12 protein-coding genes are annotated in these 15667 nt (G+C 71.5%); 11 read left to right on the forward strand and 1 reads right to left on the reverse strand.

The genetic code is table 11. The annotated features are described in order from the left end of the window. Window positions 1–9: 9 nt before the first annotated feature. The 7 genes from AB5L52_RS11525 to AB5L52_RS11555 all read left to right on the forward strand — a co-directional run bounded on the left by AB5L52_RS11525 (window position 10) and on the right by AB5L52_RS11555 (window position 6093). Window positions 10–426 carry a hypothetical protein gene (locus AB5L52_RS11525; RefSeq protein ID WP_369363781.1) on the forward strand — a complete coding sequence of 139 codons (417 nt, stop codon included), beginning with the start codon at window positions 10–12 and terminating at the stop codon, window positions 424–426. Window positions 427–442: 16 nt separating this feature from the next. Further along, window positions 443–718 carry an acyl carrier protein gene (locus AB5L52_RS11530; RefSeq protein ID WP_369363783.1) on the forward strand — a complete coding sequence of 92 codons (276 nt, stop codon included), beginning with the start codon at window positions 443–445 and terminating at the stop codon, window positions 716–718. Further along, window positions 715–1848 (forward strand): acyl-CoA synthetase, encoded by a 1134-nt coding sequence (locus tag AB5L52_RS11535; protein ID WP_369363785.1) that lies wholly within the window; start codon window positions 715–717, stop codon window positions 1846–1848. The genes AB5L52_RS11530 and AB5L52_RS11535 overlap by 4 nt, the downstream gene beginning before the upstream one ends. Window positions 1849–1866: 18 nt before the next feature. Next, entirely contained in the window at window positions 1867–2616 is a 750-nt protein-coding gene (locus AB5L52_RS11540; protein ID WP_369363787.1) for an SDR family NAD(P)-dependent oxidoreductase, read from the forward strand. Between the two features lie 120 nt (window positions 2617–2736). After that, entirely contained in the window at window positions 2737–3789 is a 1053-nt protein-coding gene (locus AB5L52_RS11545; protein ID WP_369363789.1) for a phenazine antibiotic biosynthesis protein, read from the forward strand. Window positions 3790–3819: 30 nt separating this feature from the next. Then, the gene (gene hutH / locus AB5L52_RS11550) at window positions 3820–5475 is read left to right on the forward strand and encodes a histidine ammonia-lyase (RefSeq protein ID WP_369363790.1); all 1656 of its coding nucleotides are present in this window, start codon (window positions 3820–3822) and stop codon (window positions 5473–5475) included. A 111-nt stretch (window positions 5476–5586) separates the two neighbouring features. After that, window positions 5587–6093, forward strand: a complete 507-nt coding sequence (locus tag AB5L52_RS11555) for a hypothetical protein (RefSeq protein ID WP_369363792.1) — start codon at window positions 5587–5589, stop codon at window positions 6091–6093. 18 nt (window positions 6094–6111) lie between these two features. On the opposite strand, the gene AB5L52_RS11560 is transcribed toward AB5L52_RS11555, so the two are convergent. After that, window positions 6112–6981: a helix-turn-helix transcriptional regulator gene (locus tag AB5L52_RS11560; protein ID WP_351015897.1), complete on the reverse strand. Its 870-nt coding sequence runs from the start codon at window positions 6979–6981 to the stop codon at window positions 6112–6114. Between the two features lie 208 nt (window positions 6982–7189). Between AB5L52_RS11560 and AB5L52_RS11565 the strand changes: the two genes are divergently transcribed. The 4 genes from AB5L52_RS11565 (at window position 7190) to AB5L52_RS11580 (ending at window position 15663) form a co-directional block, all read left to right on the forward strand. Beyond that, window positions 7190–8587 (forward strand): MFS transporter, encoded by a 1398-nt coding sequence (locus AB5L52_RS11565; RefSeq protein WP_369363793.1) that lies wholly within the window; start codon window positions 7190–7192, stop codon window positions 8585–8587. Window positions 8588–8911: 324 nt separating this feature from the next. Continuing rightward, entirely contained in the window at window positions 8912–10507 is a 1596-nt protein-coding gene (locus AB5L52_RS11570) for an FAD-dependent monooxygenase (protein ID WP_369363795.1), read from the forward strand. A 272-nt stretch (window positions 10508–10779) separates the two neighbouring features. Next, the gene (locus tag AB5L52_RS11575; protein ID WP_369363797.1) at window positions 10780–14826 is read left to right on the forward strand and encodes a type I polyketide synthase; all 4047 of its coding nucleotides are present in this window, start codon (window positions 10780–10782) and stop codon (window positions 14824–14826) included. A gap of 210 nt (window positions 14827–15036) precedes the next feature. Then, window positions 15037–15663, forward strand: coding sequence for a TetR/AcrR family transcriptional regulator (locus AB5L52_RS11580; protein ID WP_351563928.1), 627 nt, complete (start codon window positions 15037–15039; stop codon window positions 15661–15663). Window positions 15664–15667 lie beyond the last annotated feature (4 nt).

Below are 15667 nucleotides of genomic sequence, written 5' to 3' on the forward strand. Positions count from 1 at the left end.
CGCGGAATCTTGCCGACCATCGTGGTGACCAGCACCCCACTGACCCCCTCCGCACGGCTGCGGGCCGCGCTGCGCCTCACCCGGTGGCTGGCGGCGCATGGTTCGAAGGCCGCGCACGTCGTGGTCTCCTTCCGCACCGCGGAACCCATGGCGTACTTCTGCGGCGGGGTCCCGTTGACGTCCTACGCGGACGGCACGGACGAGGACGGGTCCGCCCGGTGGGCGTCCGTCGCGTGCCACATCCATCCCGACCGCGACCACACCTACCGGGCGGAGCTGGCCGAGGAGGTCGGGCAGGCACTCGGTCTCGACGAGAAGACCGCCCACCTGACGGTCCGCTTCGAACCCACCCAGCCCGACCGGGTGTTCTACCTGGAATCGGGGTCGCTGACGAGCGGCGGCCCGACCGCGGCCGACCGCGCCTGAGAGAAAGGTTCCCGACATGCCCACCACCGACCTCACCCAGATCCACGCCCGGGTCGTTGCCGTCCTGGAAAAGCGTTTCGGTGACGCCGCCCGCGCACTGGCCGCGGACGCGGACCTGTCCGACGCGCTGGACGGGTTCGACAGCCTGGCGGCACTCGAATACATCAGCGCCATCGAGGGAGAGTTCGGCATCGAGGTCGACTTCGTCGGCGACGACGTACGTCACTGGTTCAGCACCGTCGACCGGACCGCCACGTACGTGCGGGAGTGCGTCGAGGACCAGGCGGCATGAGCAGGGCGGCGGCCGGTGCGGAGCCCTCCTCCGCCGGGATCCGCGACGTGCGCCGCGACGAAATCCGCGGCGAAATCCGTGCCGAGATCCATGACGATATCCGTGACGAGATCCGCTTCGACACGTCCGGCAGTACCGGAGCCGCCCGTCGCTGGTTCCGGCACCCGCGCCAGATGGAACGCGAGGTGGAGCTGATCGGCGAACGTCTGGTGGGCCCGGTCGACCTCGTGATCAACTACGCGCCGCCGCGGCACCTGTTCGGTGCGCTGTTCGGCCAGTGGCTGCCGCGCATGGCACAGGTACGCGTCCACCAGGCATGGGCCGATCCGTTCGCGCCCCTGTCGGTGTCCCCGGCAGAGCGGGTCCTGGTCGTCTGCATCCCGATGGCCTGGGAGCTGCTGCGCCGCAGCTGGCCGACCCTGGGACGCGCGGGCTCGGTCGTCGCCCTGCACAGCTCGGCGGCCGCGCCGTCCGCGGCCCACGAACTGCTGCGGCGGGCCGCCCCGTTGCTCCGGGCCCACGAGATCCTGGGCTCGACCGAGACCGGTGGCATCGCCCACCGGCCGCTCGTCCCCGAGGGGGGCGACGGCGGCTGGGAGGCCTTCCCCGACGTGTCCTTCGTCCGCGACACCGGCGCGTGCGCGCACGGGGCGCAGGAGCTGGTGATCCGCGGCCCGCGTCTGGCCCGTCCGGAGCACGCGCGGCGACCGCCGGCCCAGTGGGCGACCGGCGACCTGGTGGAGTTCACCGGCCCCCGCGCCTTCCGGCTCGTCGGGCGCGGCAGCTCACTGCTCAAGGTCAACGGGCGGAGGCTCCATCTCGCCAGGGTCGAGGAGCGGCTGAACACCCGTCTGCCGCGCACGGATTGCGTCGCGCTGGCCCTGCCCGGCGACGCGCTCGCCGGGGAGGGATACGCGGTCTTCTGGTCCGGCCGCGGCGGCGGAACCGGCGTGGCGGACATCAGAGCGGCCCTGCGGGACTTCCCCGGTCCGTCGAAGATCGTGGAGCTGGCGGACATACCGAGGACCGCCACCGGAAAGCCCGATCGTCAGGCTCTGCTGGCCACGCTCCACCCGCCGTCCGCCGCCCCGCTTCCCTCTCCTCCTTCTCCTTCCCCTCCCTCCTCGTAACTCCGCAGAGGATTCAGTGTGTCCAGGTTGATCGTGGTGACCGGTGCGAGCGCCGGCATCGGCAAGGCCACGGCGAAGCGGTTCGCCGAGAACAAGGACAAGGTGCTGCTGGTCGCGCGGGGCGAGCAGCGGCTTCGCCGGGCGGTCGAGGAGCTCGCCGCGAGCGTGCCGGGAGCGGACGTCGAACCGCTCGCCCTCGACATGTCCGAGGCCGCGTCCGCGGACGTCCTGCGCGACCGGATCAGGGCGACCGGGCTGCCCGTCGGCGGACTGCTGTGCTGTGCGGGTTCGGTCCCCTCGCCCGGCGGCCGGGAGGTGACACAGGTGCTGACGGAATGGCAGGAGGCGTACCGGTCCAACGTTCTGCCCTCCGTCGTCGCCGTGGAGGCCCTGATCCCCCTCATGGCCGACGGCGGCAGCATCGTGCTCTACAGCTCCATCGCCGCCTACCGGGGATCCAGCGGGACGGGCGGCTACGGCGCCGCCAAGGCGGCCCTCCACTCGTACGTCCACGTCCTCGCGACCCGCCTCGGACCGCGCGGCATCAGCGTCAACGCGATCGCCCCCGGCTATGTCGCGGGCACCGACCTGTTCGGCGGCGTCCTCCCGGCCGCACGGGAGTCCAGGCTCATCCGGCAGACCGCCCTGAAACGCGCGGGAGAACCCGCGGACATCGCGGAGCTGGGTCTCTACCTCTGCTCGGCGGCGGGCGGCTATGTCACCTCGCAGATCCTCCAGATCAACGGCGGTGCGCTGCACGGTGTCTGACCGCGCGCCCCTTCTGCGGCGCCCGGCATCCGCAACCGGAATCCGGCATGCAACCCACGTCCGGCCACCCGGCATCCGATCCGACCTTCACCCTCGACCGAGAAAGCACGGTGACACGCCATGAACGCCCGCGAACAGGCCGACGCGCACGTCCGAGCCATGATGCGCTGGCATTTCGAGCCGGCGACGGGTTCCCGTTACTGGCTGGAGCGCCGCGACCGGCTGGGTTTCGACCCGGTCGAGGACGTGCGGTGCGTCGACGACCTGCTGAAGTTCCCCAACCTGGTGGACGAGCTCCGGGACGTGCCGGTCGAGGACCTCGTCCCCCGCGGCCTGGACGCGACGGAGAAGGTGTTCGCCGTGTACGAGAGCGGCGGCACCACCGGGGCCCCCAAGCGGTTCGTGATGTTCGAGAACTGGTTCGACCAGTACATGGCATGGGAGAACTCCCACCACCCCGACGACGGCCAGGGACACACGCTGGCCGTGGCTCCCAGCGGGCCCCATATGCTCGGCGAGTACTCCAGGAGGATCGCGGCGGCCAGGGGCGGGATCCGGTTCTCCATCGACCTGGATCCCCGCTGGGTGAAGCGCCTCCTCGCCGCTGGTGACACCGCCGGCGCCGGCGCCTACGTCGACCACCTCGTCGACCAGGCCGAACTGGTCCTGCGTTCACAGGACATCGCCTTCCTGATGACGACGCCGCCGCTGCTGGCCCGGCTGTCCGAACGGGCCTCGGTCCGCGCACTGATCCAGGAGAAGGTCCGCCTGATCATCTGGACCGGAGCGCACATGGACCCCGACACCCTGGACTATCTGTCCACCGAGCTCTTCCCCAAGGCACGGTTCCGCGGATCGTACGGCAGCACCTCCGTCCTCAGCGGCACGGTCCAGCGGCTCGACCCGGAGGCCACCGGGGACACGGTCTTCGACTCGTACGCCCCCTTCGTCCTCTACCGCGTGGTCGACCCGTCCTCCGGCCGGCCGGTCGAGTACGGGGCGGAAGGCGCCGTGGTCATGAACTACCTCACCCGGTACGGCCTCGTACCCAACAGCCTCGAACGCGACCTGGCCACCCGTGTTCCCAGCCCCACGGGCGTCGGGGACTCCCTGCGCGACATCCATCCGGTCGCCGAGGCGGACGGCCAGAAGCTGATCGAGGGCGTCTACTAGGCCGTCAGCCGGTGTGGAGGAGTAGTACCTATGCCGCACATGTCCACGGCCGGGCACCTCGAACTCGACGGAACCGGCCTCTCCCCCCGCTCGGTCGCCGCGGCCGCACGCCGTGGCGGCGGTGACAGCCGGGTGACGCTCGGCGCCGCGGCCGTCGAGCGGATGCGCGCCTCCGTCGGACTCAAGGAGACGCTGCTGGCCCAGGAGATCCCCATCTACGCCGTCACCACCGGCTTCGGGGACAGCTGCATCCGGCAGATCTCGCCGGACAAGGCGCACGAACTCCAGCGCAACCTCGTGCTCTACCACCTCAACGGCGTGGGGCCGGCGGCCGCACCGGCGGTCGCCCGGGCCACCATGATCATCAGGGCCAACGCGCTGGCCAGGGGCGTCTCGGCGATCCGGCCGGAAGCGGTGGCGACCCTGCTGGAGTGTCTGCGCCGGGACATCCTGCCGTTGATCCCCGAACGCGGTTCGGTCGGCGCCAGCGGTGATCTCGTACCGCTGTGCTATCTGGCCGCGGCACTGATCGGCGAAGGCCAGGTCCTGCACCGGGGCATTGTGCGCCCGGCGGCCGACGCCCTGCGCGAGGAGGGCATCGCCCCGCTGCGGCTCGCGCCCAAGGAGGGCATCGCGCTCATCAACGGGACCTCCTTCGCCGCCGCGTACGCGGTACTGGCCGCCTGGGACGCGCGGGAGCTGGCCTTCGTCGCCGAACTCGCGACGGCCATGACGATCGAGGCGCTGCGCGGCAACGCGTCCGCGCTGCACCCCTTCGTGCACGCCAACAAGCCCCACCGGGGCCAGGTGCGGTCCGCCGGGATCGTCCGGGCCCTGCTGGCAGGATCGAAGCTCGCCACCTCCTTCGAGGACATTCTGGTGCGCCGGGAGAAACTGGCCGGGCGGAGTTATGTCCAACTCGCCGAGCGGATCCAGGACAAGTACTCGGTGCGCTGCGCCCCGCAGATCATCGGCATCGTCCGGGACACGCTCGAATGGGCGGAGGGCTGGCTCGACACCGAGATCAACTCCGCCACGGACAACCCCCTGTTCGACGCCGACGAGTCGGGGCTCCACCTCGGCGGCAACTTCTACGCGGGCCACGTCGGACAGGCCATGGACAGCCTGAAGACCACGGTGGCCGGACTGGCCAACCTCCTCGACCGGCAGCTCGCGCTCGTCGTGGACGAGAAGTTCAGCGCGGGGCTGCCGCCCAATCTGGTCGTCACCCGCCACCCGGACGATCCCGAGGCGGGGCTGCATCACGGGTTCAAGGGGATGCAGATAGCGGCCTCGGCCGTCACCGCCGAAGCGCTCAAACAGACCGGTCCGGTCTCCGTGTTCTCACGCTCCACGGAGGCACACAACCAGGACATCGTCAGCATGGGCACCATCTCGGCCCGCGAAGCACGCACCGTGAACGGCCTGGTCCGCGAGGTGGCGGCCATCCACCTGCTGGCCCTGGCCCAGGCGATCGATCTGCGCGGCGCCGACCTGGCGTCGCCGGCCGTCCAGGCGGTGCACGGGCTCATCAGGGAGCACAGCGCCTTCGTCACCCGCGATCGCCGGCTGGACCAGGACATCGCCGCGGTGACCGGCCTGATCGAGTCCGGCGCCCTGCGGCGCGCCGCGGGCTTCGGCGACGAGGACTTCGACGGCCTCGCCGATCCGGCCCCGCTCGGCTGAGCACGTCGGCTGAGTACGTCGGCTGAGCACATTGGCCGAGCACATTGGCCGAGCACATCGACGCACCGCGACGGGCGCGGTGCATGACTACATGACCAGGAGTTGAATCGCATGTCCAGGACACAGGTCGCCCTGTTCAGTGCCATCGGGACCGGAGTGCTGGCCCTGGGCACAGCCTCTGTGCTCGCGTTTCCCGCCCAGGCCAAGTCCGAGACCCAGGCCACGTCCGAGACCCGGGCCAGGCCCGAGAAGGTCATCGACCTGGCCGTGGGGAACGACGGCGTCGTGCAGACCGACGTCGGCGCCCCCGGGCTGAGCGTCGGAGACGAGTTCGTGTACGCCGACAAGCTGTTCCGGGGCGGCAAGCAGATCGGCGAGGACGGCAGTTCCTGCCAGGTGACCAAGCTGCAGGGCTCGAAGATCGTCACCAACTGCGTGCTGTCGGTGCAACTGCCGGACGGCCAGCTGACCGCCCAGTCGCTGTGGACCAAGGGCAGCGACACCGTGCGCATGGCCATCACCGGGGGCACCGGCGCCTACCGCGGCGCCACCGGCGAACTCACCTGCAACGACATCCAGACCCCGCACGAGACCTACCGCATCTCGCTGGACCGCTGAGTGCCGGCGCCGGCGGCGCTACCACTCGTTCCCCTCGGAGACGGCCTCCGTGAGGCTGGCCATGTCCAGCAGCAGCATCGCATCGTGGTCCGGGGTACCCGGCTCGGCCTGGTAGGTGACCAGGCGCTGACCGTCCGTGTGGAAGATCGCCATCACCTCGAAGCTGAGGCGCATCGAGCCGACCTCGGGATGCTCGAAGTGCTTCCGGCCGCCGCCCCGCGCCTGTACGTCGTACCGCTCCCACAGCCGGGCGAACTCCGGGCTCTTCATGACGAGTTCGCCCACGAGCTGGGCCAGTTCCGGCGTGTCCGGTTCGACGCCCGCCATCGCACGCAGGTGGGCCGCGCTGTGCGCCGCCAACGTCTCCCAGTCGGGGTACAGCTCGCGCCCTCTGGGGTGCAGGAACATGTAGCGGGTGAGGTTGCGGCGCTCCTCCGGCCAGTCGGTGAGGCCGGGGAAGAGCCGCAGCCCGGGGCGGTTGGCGGCCAGCAGGTCGTTGGCGCGGCTGACCACGTACGCCGGGCACGGGCGCAGGGTCTCCAGCAGGGTGCGGACCGACTGCCGTACGGCACGCGCCGGGCCGGGGGACAGTGCCGGCTTCTGGCCGCCGGCGAGGGCCACCAGTTCGTGCAGCCGGTGCAAGGCCTCGGGCGCCAGCCGGAGCGCCTCGCCGAGCGCCGCGACGACGGCGGGCGAGGGCCGGGTCTCCCGGCCACGCTCCAGCCGCGTGTAGTAGTCGACGCTGACTCCGGCCAGCGTCGCCAGTTCCTCGCGGCGGAGCCCCGGAGTGCGGCGGACGCCCCTGCCGGCGGGGAGGCCCACGTCCTGCGGACGGACCCGTGCGCGCCGGGCCCGGAGGAAACGGCCCAGTTCCGTACCTTCGCTCATCCCGCCATTGTGGCAAGCCGTCACGCATTCAGGGGGGCCGTATCAGGACCAGGAACATCGCTCCCCCGTACGGCGCGGTCTGCCTGCGGGCGCGCGTGCGCGGCACGCTGGTGCGGTCGCCGTTGCCGGTGTCCCAAGTCCGATTCCAGGGCCTTTCACGGCCGATTCCATGTCCCGGCAGGGACTTCACAGTGAGGAGCAGTGCGCGATGAGCGTGGCGCAGTCCAGGACAGGCGCGGAAGCCAAGGGGAGGGCAGCTCCAGGAGGGCCGGGGCAGGCCGGCTCCGCCACCGCGGCTCTGGTCGCCGCCGTCCTCGGCTTCTTCGTGATCACACTCGACGTCTCCGGTGTCAATGTGGCCCTGCCCGCCGTGGGACACGACCTCGGCGGCTCGTTGTCCGGGCTCCAGTGGGTCGCCGACAGTTACACCCTGATGTTCGCGGCGCTGATGCTCTCGGCCGGCGCCCTCTCGGACGCGGTCGGCGCGCGGCGCGCGTTCGGCTGGGGGCTCGGTGTCTTCACCCTCGCCTCGCTGGCCTGTGGGCTGGCACCGACGATCGGGGCGCTGACGGCGGCGCGGGTGGTGCAGGGCAGCGCGGCCGCGGTGATGGTGCCGGCCTCCCTGGCGCTGATCCGGCAGGCGTTCCCCGATCCGGACGCACGGGCGCGCGGCATCGCCCTGTGGACGGTCGGCGGTGCCGTGGCCATCGCCGCGGGCCCCGTCCTGGGCGGGTTGCTCACCACGGAGTGGAACTGGCGCACCGTGTTCTTCCTCAACGTGCCCGCCGGGCTTGCCGCCGTCCTGACGCTGATGCGGGCACAGCGCTCCCCCCGTCACCCTGTCGCGTTCGACCTGCCGGGACAGCTGATGGCGGTGGTGACGCTCGCCGCGCTCACCTTCGCCGTGATCGAGGGCGGGCACCACGGGCTGACCGCCACCGTGCTGGCCGCGGCGGGCGTCGCGGTGGTGGCCGGAGTCGCCTTCGTGGCCGTCGAGGCACGGCGGCGCGCGCCGATGCTTCCGCTGGAGCTCTTCCGGCTGCGGGGAGTCAGCGTGCCGGTCGTCGCGGGCTTCGCCTGCAACGCCGCCTTCTACGGCGGGGTGTTCGTGCTGAGTCTCTTCTTCCAGGAGCAGCGGGGGCAGTCGGCGTTCTCCGCAGGACTCATGTTCGTTCCGATGGCGGTGATCACCGCTCACTTCAACTACTTCTCGCCCAAGGCGGTTTCCCGCTACGGCCCGCGGGCCGTGGTCGTCGCGGGGCTGCTGACGGGCGCGGTGGGCTGCGGCGGGCTGGCCGCCGTCGGCACGGACACGCCCTGGTGGGTGACCGCCGCGCTGATGATTCCGCTGGGCATCGGCGGCGCCCTCGCCATGCCCGCGCTGACCTCCCTGATGCTCGACAGCGTCGTCGCCGAGCGGGCCGGCACGGCCGCCGCGCTGCTCAACACCAGCCGGCAGATGGGCGGTGCGCTCAGCATCGCCGTCTTCGGCGCGCTCCTCGCGGGCGACTTCGCCCTGGGGATGCGGGAGAGCCTGTTGATCGCCGTCGGCCTGCTGGTGGGCAACGCGCTCGGCGCGGCAGCCCTGTTGCCCCGCCGCCGATGACAGATCGTCGCCGATAACAGATCACGGACAGCTGCGGCGGGTGTGCCGGGCGCGGGGCCCGGCACACCCGCCGTGCGCACACCCTGATCGCCGATCAGCTCGCGCCCCATTTGATTTACGAGGAGGCCGAAATACATGACGAATAGTCACCGGAATTGCCGCCGGTGATACCAATTCCGCTCCACCCTTCCTCGATGTGCAGCAACCTGCACCACAACTTGCTGCACCCATCGTGCGGTGGCCGAAAGGACCGACGCATGGTCAAGCTGGTCGGGCAGTACCCGTCCTGGATTATCCAGAAGGCAGTCCGCTGGAGGCAGACATATGTCAGTCCAGAGAGTTCCCGTACTCATCGTCGGTGGTGCCTATACCGGGCTCACCGCCGCTTTGAGCCTTGCGGCACGTGGTGTGCGCCCGCTTCTGGTGGAGCGGCGGCCGACTGTCTCCACCCTGCCGAAGGCATGGGGGCTCAACACGCGTTCGCAGGAACTGCTCAACACGCTGCCGGGTGTGGCCCCGCGCGTCCGTAGCGCCATCGCCGGGGTGCAGTGGCCCCGCATGAGCCACGGTGTCTCCCTGGCCGATCCCGAGCGCCGCTACCTCGACCCGCCGGGGGAGCCCGACCCGCGGGAACTGTCCGCGGTGCCGCCGCTGGCCTGGATATCCCAGGCCCAGGTGGAGGAGATCCTCCGCGTCAGCGCCGAGGAGGCCGGGGCGGAGCTGCGCCTCGGCACCGAGTCGGTCTCCCTCGCCCAGGACGACGAGAAGGTCACCGCGACGCTGCGCGAGGTGGCCAGCGGCCGCGAGTACGCGGTGGCGGCGGACTACCTGGTGGCGGCCGACGGCAATCTGAGCCCGACCCGGGACATGCTCGGTATCGCCGTCGAAGGCAGCGGAGTCATCGGCCATATGTACGTCATCACGTTCGAGGCCGATCTGACGCGGTACGTGAAGAAGGGGGCGGTCGAGGTCATCGGGATGCCCGGCAGCGGATCCAGCTTCATCCTGGACGGCTCCGAGCGGCACACCCTGTGGGTCGACTATTTCCCCGAGCGGGGTGAGACCCCGGAGGACTTCACCGAGGAGCGCTGCCTGGAGCGGATCCACCGGGCCATCGGTGACCCGGAGATCGAGGCCGCCTTCGTCAACGCCCGTTCCTTTCCCATCAACCACAAACTGGCCGAGCGGTTCCGCGAGGGCCGGGTCTTCCTGGCCGGCGACTCCGCGCACGCCTGCCCGCCCAACGGAGGGCAGGGCGGCAACCTCGCCATCCAGGATGCCTACGACCTGTCCTGGCGGCTCGCGCTGGTGCTCACCAGGCAGGCGGGAACGGGCCTCTTGGACACGTACGAGATCGAGCGGCGCCCCCTCATCGACATCACCCTCCGACGCGAGGTGGAACTGGCGAAGATCTCCGAGGGCCGGGTGCCCGCCAGTTACAACCCGGCCGACCCCAACGCCCCCATCCCCATGCCCAAGGAGTTCCTGGGCTTCCGGTACCACTCCGGCGCGATCCGCACCGAGGCCGACGACGACGGCTGCCTCCAGGAGGATCCGTGGCACCCGAGCGGGCGGCCCGGGAGGCGCGCCCCGCACGTCCCCCTCTCCGACGGCCTGCGGGAGTTCTCCACCCACGACCTGTTCGGCCGCGGCTTCCTGCTGCTGGCCGGGTACGAGGCGCCCGAGTGGGTCAGCGCCGCCGAGCAGGTCGCCTGCGATCTCGGGGTCACCCTGGCCGCGTACCGGCTCGGTGACCGCTTCGCCGACAGCGGCAACCTCTGGTGCGAACGGTACGGCGTCACACCGACCGGCGCTTCGCTGGTCCGTCCCGATGCCGTCGTGGCCTGGCGCAGCAAGGGGGCCGCGGAGGATCCGGAGGCCGACCTCACGGCGGCTCTCACCGCGATACTCACCCGCTGAACCGGAGCGTTGCAGCACACCGCCTCTCGACCTCGGTGACGGCAACGCTTTCGCGTTTCAGCAATAGACACTGGAATATATTTAGACTTCAGTACAAAATCTGGGGGACGCAGACTGCAGGCAATAAGGGGCGAAAGGTGCATTGAACCCGCCCGGAACAACGTTCCGCGAAGGGTGCAGGGGCGATCGCGGGCGAACAATGGATTTCAGTGTATTTTTGGATCCCGCTTGACGATCCATCGGTCAGCCCTGGACGAAGCTTGGAGCCCTCCATGCGCGCACAGCAGTTGCCCCTTACACCCGTCGCGATCGTCGGCATGGGATGCCGGTTACCCGGGATCGGGAGCGCCGACGAACTGTGGGACGTGCTCGTCGCCAACGCCGACACCGTGACTCCGGTCCCCCGGGAGCGCTTCGACGTCGACGACTGCTACGACCCCACCCCCATGACCCCCGGCCGGACCGTATCCCGGCACGGCGGCTTCCTCACCGACCCCTTCGGCTTCGACGCGGCGTTCTTCGGCATAGCGCCCGTGGAGGCACGCGACATGGACCCGCAGCAGCGGCTCCTGCTGCACGTCGTGTGGGAAGCCCTGGAGTCGGCCGGAATACCTCCCTCCCGGCTCGCGGGCAGCCGGGGCGGCGTGTTCGTCGGGCAGGCGACGGCCGAACACGCGGAGACCGACCCCCGGGCCCACGAGCCCGAGGTCCGCGGCCTGGTGGGCAGCCGGCTGCGCGCCGTCACGGCCGGCCGTGTCTCCTACGCCCTCGACCTGCGCGGACCGAGCGTGGTCCTGGACACCGCCTGTTCCTCGTCACTGGTCGCCGTGCACGCCGCGCGGCAGAGTCTGCTCACCGGCGAGAGCGACCTGTGCATCGCCGCGGGCGTCAACGTCATCATGTCCCCGCAGGACGCCATCGCCTACTCCCAGGGCGGCATGCTCTCTCCCGCGGGCCGCTGCCGGTTCGGCGACGCCCGCGCCGACGGGTTCGTCCGCAGCGAGGGCGTGGGGGCGGTCGTACTCAAACGGCTGGACGACGCGCTCCGGGACGGGGACCCCGTGTGCGCGGTCCTGCTCGGCAGTGCGGTCACCAACGACGGTGCGGGCAGCGGGCTGTTGGTCCGCCCCTCCGTGGCGGGCCAGGCCGAGACACTGCGCCAGGCCTGCGCGAGTGCCGGCATCAAGCCCGCGGAACTCGACTACGTCGAGGCGCACGGCACCGGAACGCAGGTCGGGGACACGGTGGAGCTCCAGGCGCTCGCCGAGTCGGCCGGCCGCGGCCGGCCGGCCGGACAGCCGCTGCTGACCGGTTCGGTCAAGACCAACCTCGGTCACACCGAGGCAGCGGCCGGCATCGCCGGGCTGATCAAGGCGGTGCTGATCCTCCGGCACGGTGTCATCCCCGCGTCACTGCACCTCGACGAGGAGCACAGCCTGCTCGCGCAGGACGACTTCCCGGTCCGCGTGGTGACCCGCAACCGGCCCCTGGACACGGCCGCCCCCGACGCCCTGCTCGGCGTCAGTTCCCTGGGGCTGTCCGGGACGAACGCCCATCTGATCGTCGGCGGCGCCCCGGCCCCCGCGCCCGCCGCGCCCCGTGCCGACGCGGACACCGGCCCCCACCTGCTGGTGCTCAGCGCGCGGACGCCCGGCTCCCTGCGTCGCCTGGCGCGGGCCTACGCGGCCTACCTCGGCCCCGAAGGACCTGGGCGCGCCCACCCCTTGGGCGACATCTGCTCCGCCGCCGCCACCGGACGCGACGCCCTTCCCCACCGGTTGTGGGCCGTGGGCGACGACCACGACTCCCTGGCGCGGCGGCTGGACGCGCTCGCCGCCGGCGAGACGATCCCCGACGGCGGCATCGCGGAGGCGGGCCTGTCGGGTGACAAGCGCGTCGTCTTCGTCTTCTCGGGACAGGGGTCGCAATGGGCGGGCATGACCCGGGGCCTGTACCGCACGTCGCCCGCCTTCAAGACGGCACTGGACGCGTGCGACCGGGCCGTGCGCGCGGAGTTGGGCTGGTCGGTCCTGGACCGGCTGCTGTCCGGGGACCGCGAGCTGCCCGCCGATGTGAGCGTCGTGCAACCCGCCTTGTGGGCCGTGCAGGTGGCGCTCGCCGCCGCGTGGCGCGAACGCGGTGTGGAGCCGGATCTGTGCCTGGGGCACAGCATGGGAGAGGTCGCGGCCGCCCATGTCTGCGGCGCGCTGTCCCTGGAGGACGCGGCCGCGGTGATCTGCCGGCGCAGCCGGCTGATGCAGCGCACGGCCGGCCGGGGCGGCATGCTCGTCGTGGAACTGTCGGCGGCCCAGGCGCGGCGGTGCATCGAGCCGTACGCCGACCGCGTGTGCGTGGCCGCCGAGAACGCGCCCACCAGCACCGTACTGTCGGGCGATCCCGTCGCCCTGGCCGCCCTCCGGTCCGAACTGGAGGACAGGCACGTCCTGTGCCGCCTCGTGAAGGTGAACGTCGCCTCGCACTCGCCGCAGATGGACTCCCTGCGCGACGACCTGCTGCGCGAACTGGCCGGCCTCTCCCCGGTGTCCGGCACGACCGGCATGGTCTCCACCGTGCGCGGCTCCCAGATCGCGGGCACCGAGCTGACGGCCGCCTACTGGATGGAGAACCTGCGCCGCCCGGTACGGTTCGCCGACGCCGTACGGCAGGTGGCCCGCGCGGCGGAGAGCGTCTTCGTCGAGCTCGGCCCGCATCCGGTGCTCGTCTCCGCCCTGGCCGACACGCTCGCCGCCGGCCACCGCGAGGCCGCTGCCGTGGCCTCGCTGCACCGGGCGTGCGACGAACCCACCGAACTGGCTCGCGCGGCCGGTCTCCTCTTCGCCCACGGCGGGCGGGTGGACTGGCCGCGCCGGCACCGCGGCGGACCGCGGCATGTGCCGTCGCTTCCCACCTACTCCTGGGATGTCGTCCAGTTCCGCCGCGAGGCGGCCGGACCCGCCGCCGGGCACCGCTCCGGGGTCTCGCGGGTGCGCCACATCGACCTCGCGTCCTGGGCAGGGACCGAGGACTGGGGTGACGGTGTGACGGTCCGTGGGGTCGCGCCCGTGCCGCCCGTCGTGCATCTCGCCGCCATGCTGGAAACGGCGCAGGAGGCCGATCCCGCGGCGGCGTTCGAGCTGCGGGACGTACGACTCGGCGACGCGCCCGTGCCCGTCGAAGCGGCCGACGGCACGACCCTCCGGGTGGCCCTGGACCAGCGGCACCGGGACGGGGACGGATCCGGCCGCGCGGTGACGGTGCACGCCGCTCTCCAGGGCACCCCCGAACCGCTCTTCTGCGCCTCGGGACGTGTCGTGCGGGCGGACACCGAGGACGCCGCTCCCGTGGCCTGCGACGCCCTCGACTCGGCCCTGGCCCGGTGCCGGGACTACCTGGGGGCCGAGGACTTCCACACGCTCGCGCGGCGCCACGGGTACGACATCGGGGAGCCGTTCCGGGCCGTGCAGCATCTGTGGCGGCGCGACGGCGAGGCCGTGGCCCGGGTACGGCTCACGCGTCCCCTGCCCCGGGTCGGCTGGGAGGCGGGCCTGCAGCCGCTCCTGGCGGCCCGCCCGGGAGCGTTGTCGGGCGACCACCACGCCTTCGTTCCCGTCTCCTTCGACGCGGTCCGCTTCCACGCGGAACTGGAGCCGGACTTCTGGAGCGTGACCACCGTACGGTCCGGCACCGGCGCGGACTCCGCCCTGGCCGACGTCGTCCTGCTCGCACCGGACCGGCGTGTCCTTGCGGCCTTCTCCGGCATCCGGCTGCGACGGCTCGCGGGCGCGTCGGGGGCGAGCACGCCACTGGCACGCGTGCCCGCGCTGGTGTCGGCCCTCGCCCGGCCGTACGTGGCGCCGCTCACCACCGTGGTCAGGAAGGTCACGGAGCCCCTAGGCACCGGTCTTCTCACCAGGCTCCTACGCCCCGTCGTCTCCCCCGCCGCCTCGCCCACGCACGACCGAATACGCACGTCGGCGACGGTGCCGACCGCCACCTCCGAGCCGCCGCCGGCGCAGGATCCCGGCGCCGCGTCCGGCCCTCGCGGCAAGGGTGGCGCCGAGTCGCTCGTCGAACACGCGGCGGCGCTGCTGGGCCTGTCCGCGTCGGACGTCGACGAGCGGCGCTCGCTGCGCGAACTCGGGCTCGACTCCCTCATGGCCACCCAGCTCCGGCAGCGCCTGCGCCGCAGTCATGGCATCGACATCAGCGCCGGGCGGCTCCTGAGTGCGGAGAGTGTCTCCGGCCTGCGCGAGAGCCTCGACGGGCACGGCGCGGGCCCCGAGGTCCTCCCGCCGGAGGAGTCACGGCACTTGGCATGAGATCACGCTCGGGTAACGGCCGTCCGACGACGAGGGTGCAACAATGCGATCAGCGCCTAAACTTGCACTGTGGTATAAAAACCGCAGTCGGACCGGCCGTGCCACAGACCTGTGCCGCCACGCCCACGACACCGACCGGTCTCAGGCCTCTCGCTGCCGGCGGACCGTACCACCCACGCTTGCGGAGCTCGACACCTTCAGGAGGACGGAATGGACTCGCGCGCGACGATGCCGCCGGTCAGCCGCCGAGAACGCAACAAACAGCGGGTGCGGGAACGCCTCTACTCGGCTGCGGTTGAGCTCTTCGTGGAGAAGGGGTACGAGCACACCTCCATCAACGAGATCGCGGAGCGGGCCGATGTGGCGAGGGGAACGTTCTTCAACTACTACCAGCGCAAGGAAGACATCATCACCGCCTGGGGGGAGAGGAGGCGAGTCGCGCTGGTGAAGGGGCTCGACGAGTACGGCGCGTTCACCCCCGGCTCGGTCGCACAGCTTCAGCAGTGCATGGCGATCCTCGTCCGCATCAACCAGGAGGAGCCGCATCTCACTGCGGCCATGCTCACCGCCTGGGTGAAGGCGGGCCGGCCGATATTGGAGGAGCCGTATGTCGCGGAGGTGTTCGCCAAGATCGTCGAGAGCGGGACGAGCCGCAGGGAACTGAGTCCCGGCATGTCACCGATCGGCGTCGGCAACGTGCTGCGCGACGTGTACCTCGGAGCCCTCTACCGGTGGGCCCACCAGCCGTCGGACGCGAGCGGATCGTCACTTGCCGACGAGCTCCAGCAGATCCTGCGGCTCCTCCTGGAGGGCATGGCTCCCCCCGCGGCCCCCTGACCGC

This window comes from Streptomyces sp. CG4 (assembly GCF_041080655.1).
Lineage (GTDB): Bacteria > Actinomycetota > Actinomycetes > Streptomycetales > Streptomycetaceae > Streptomyces.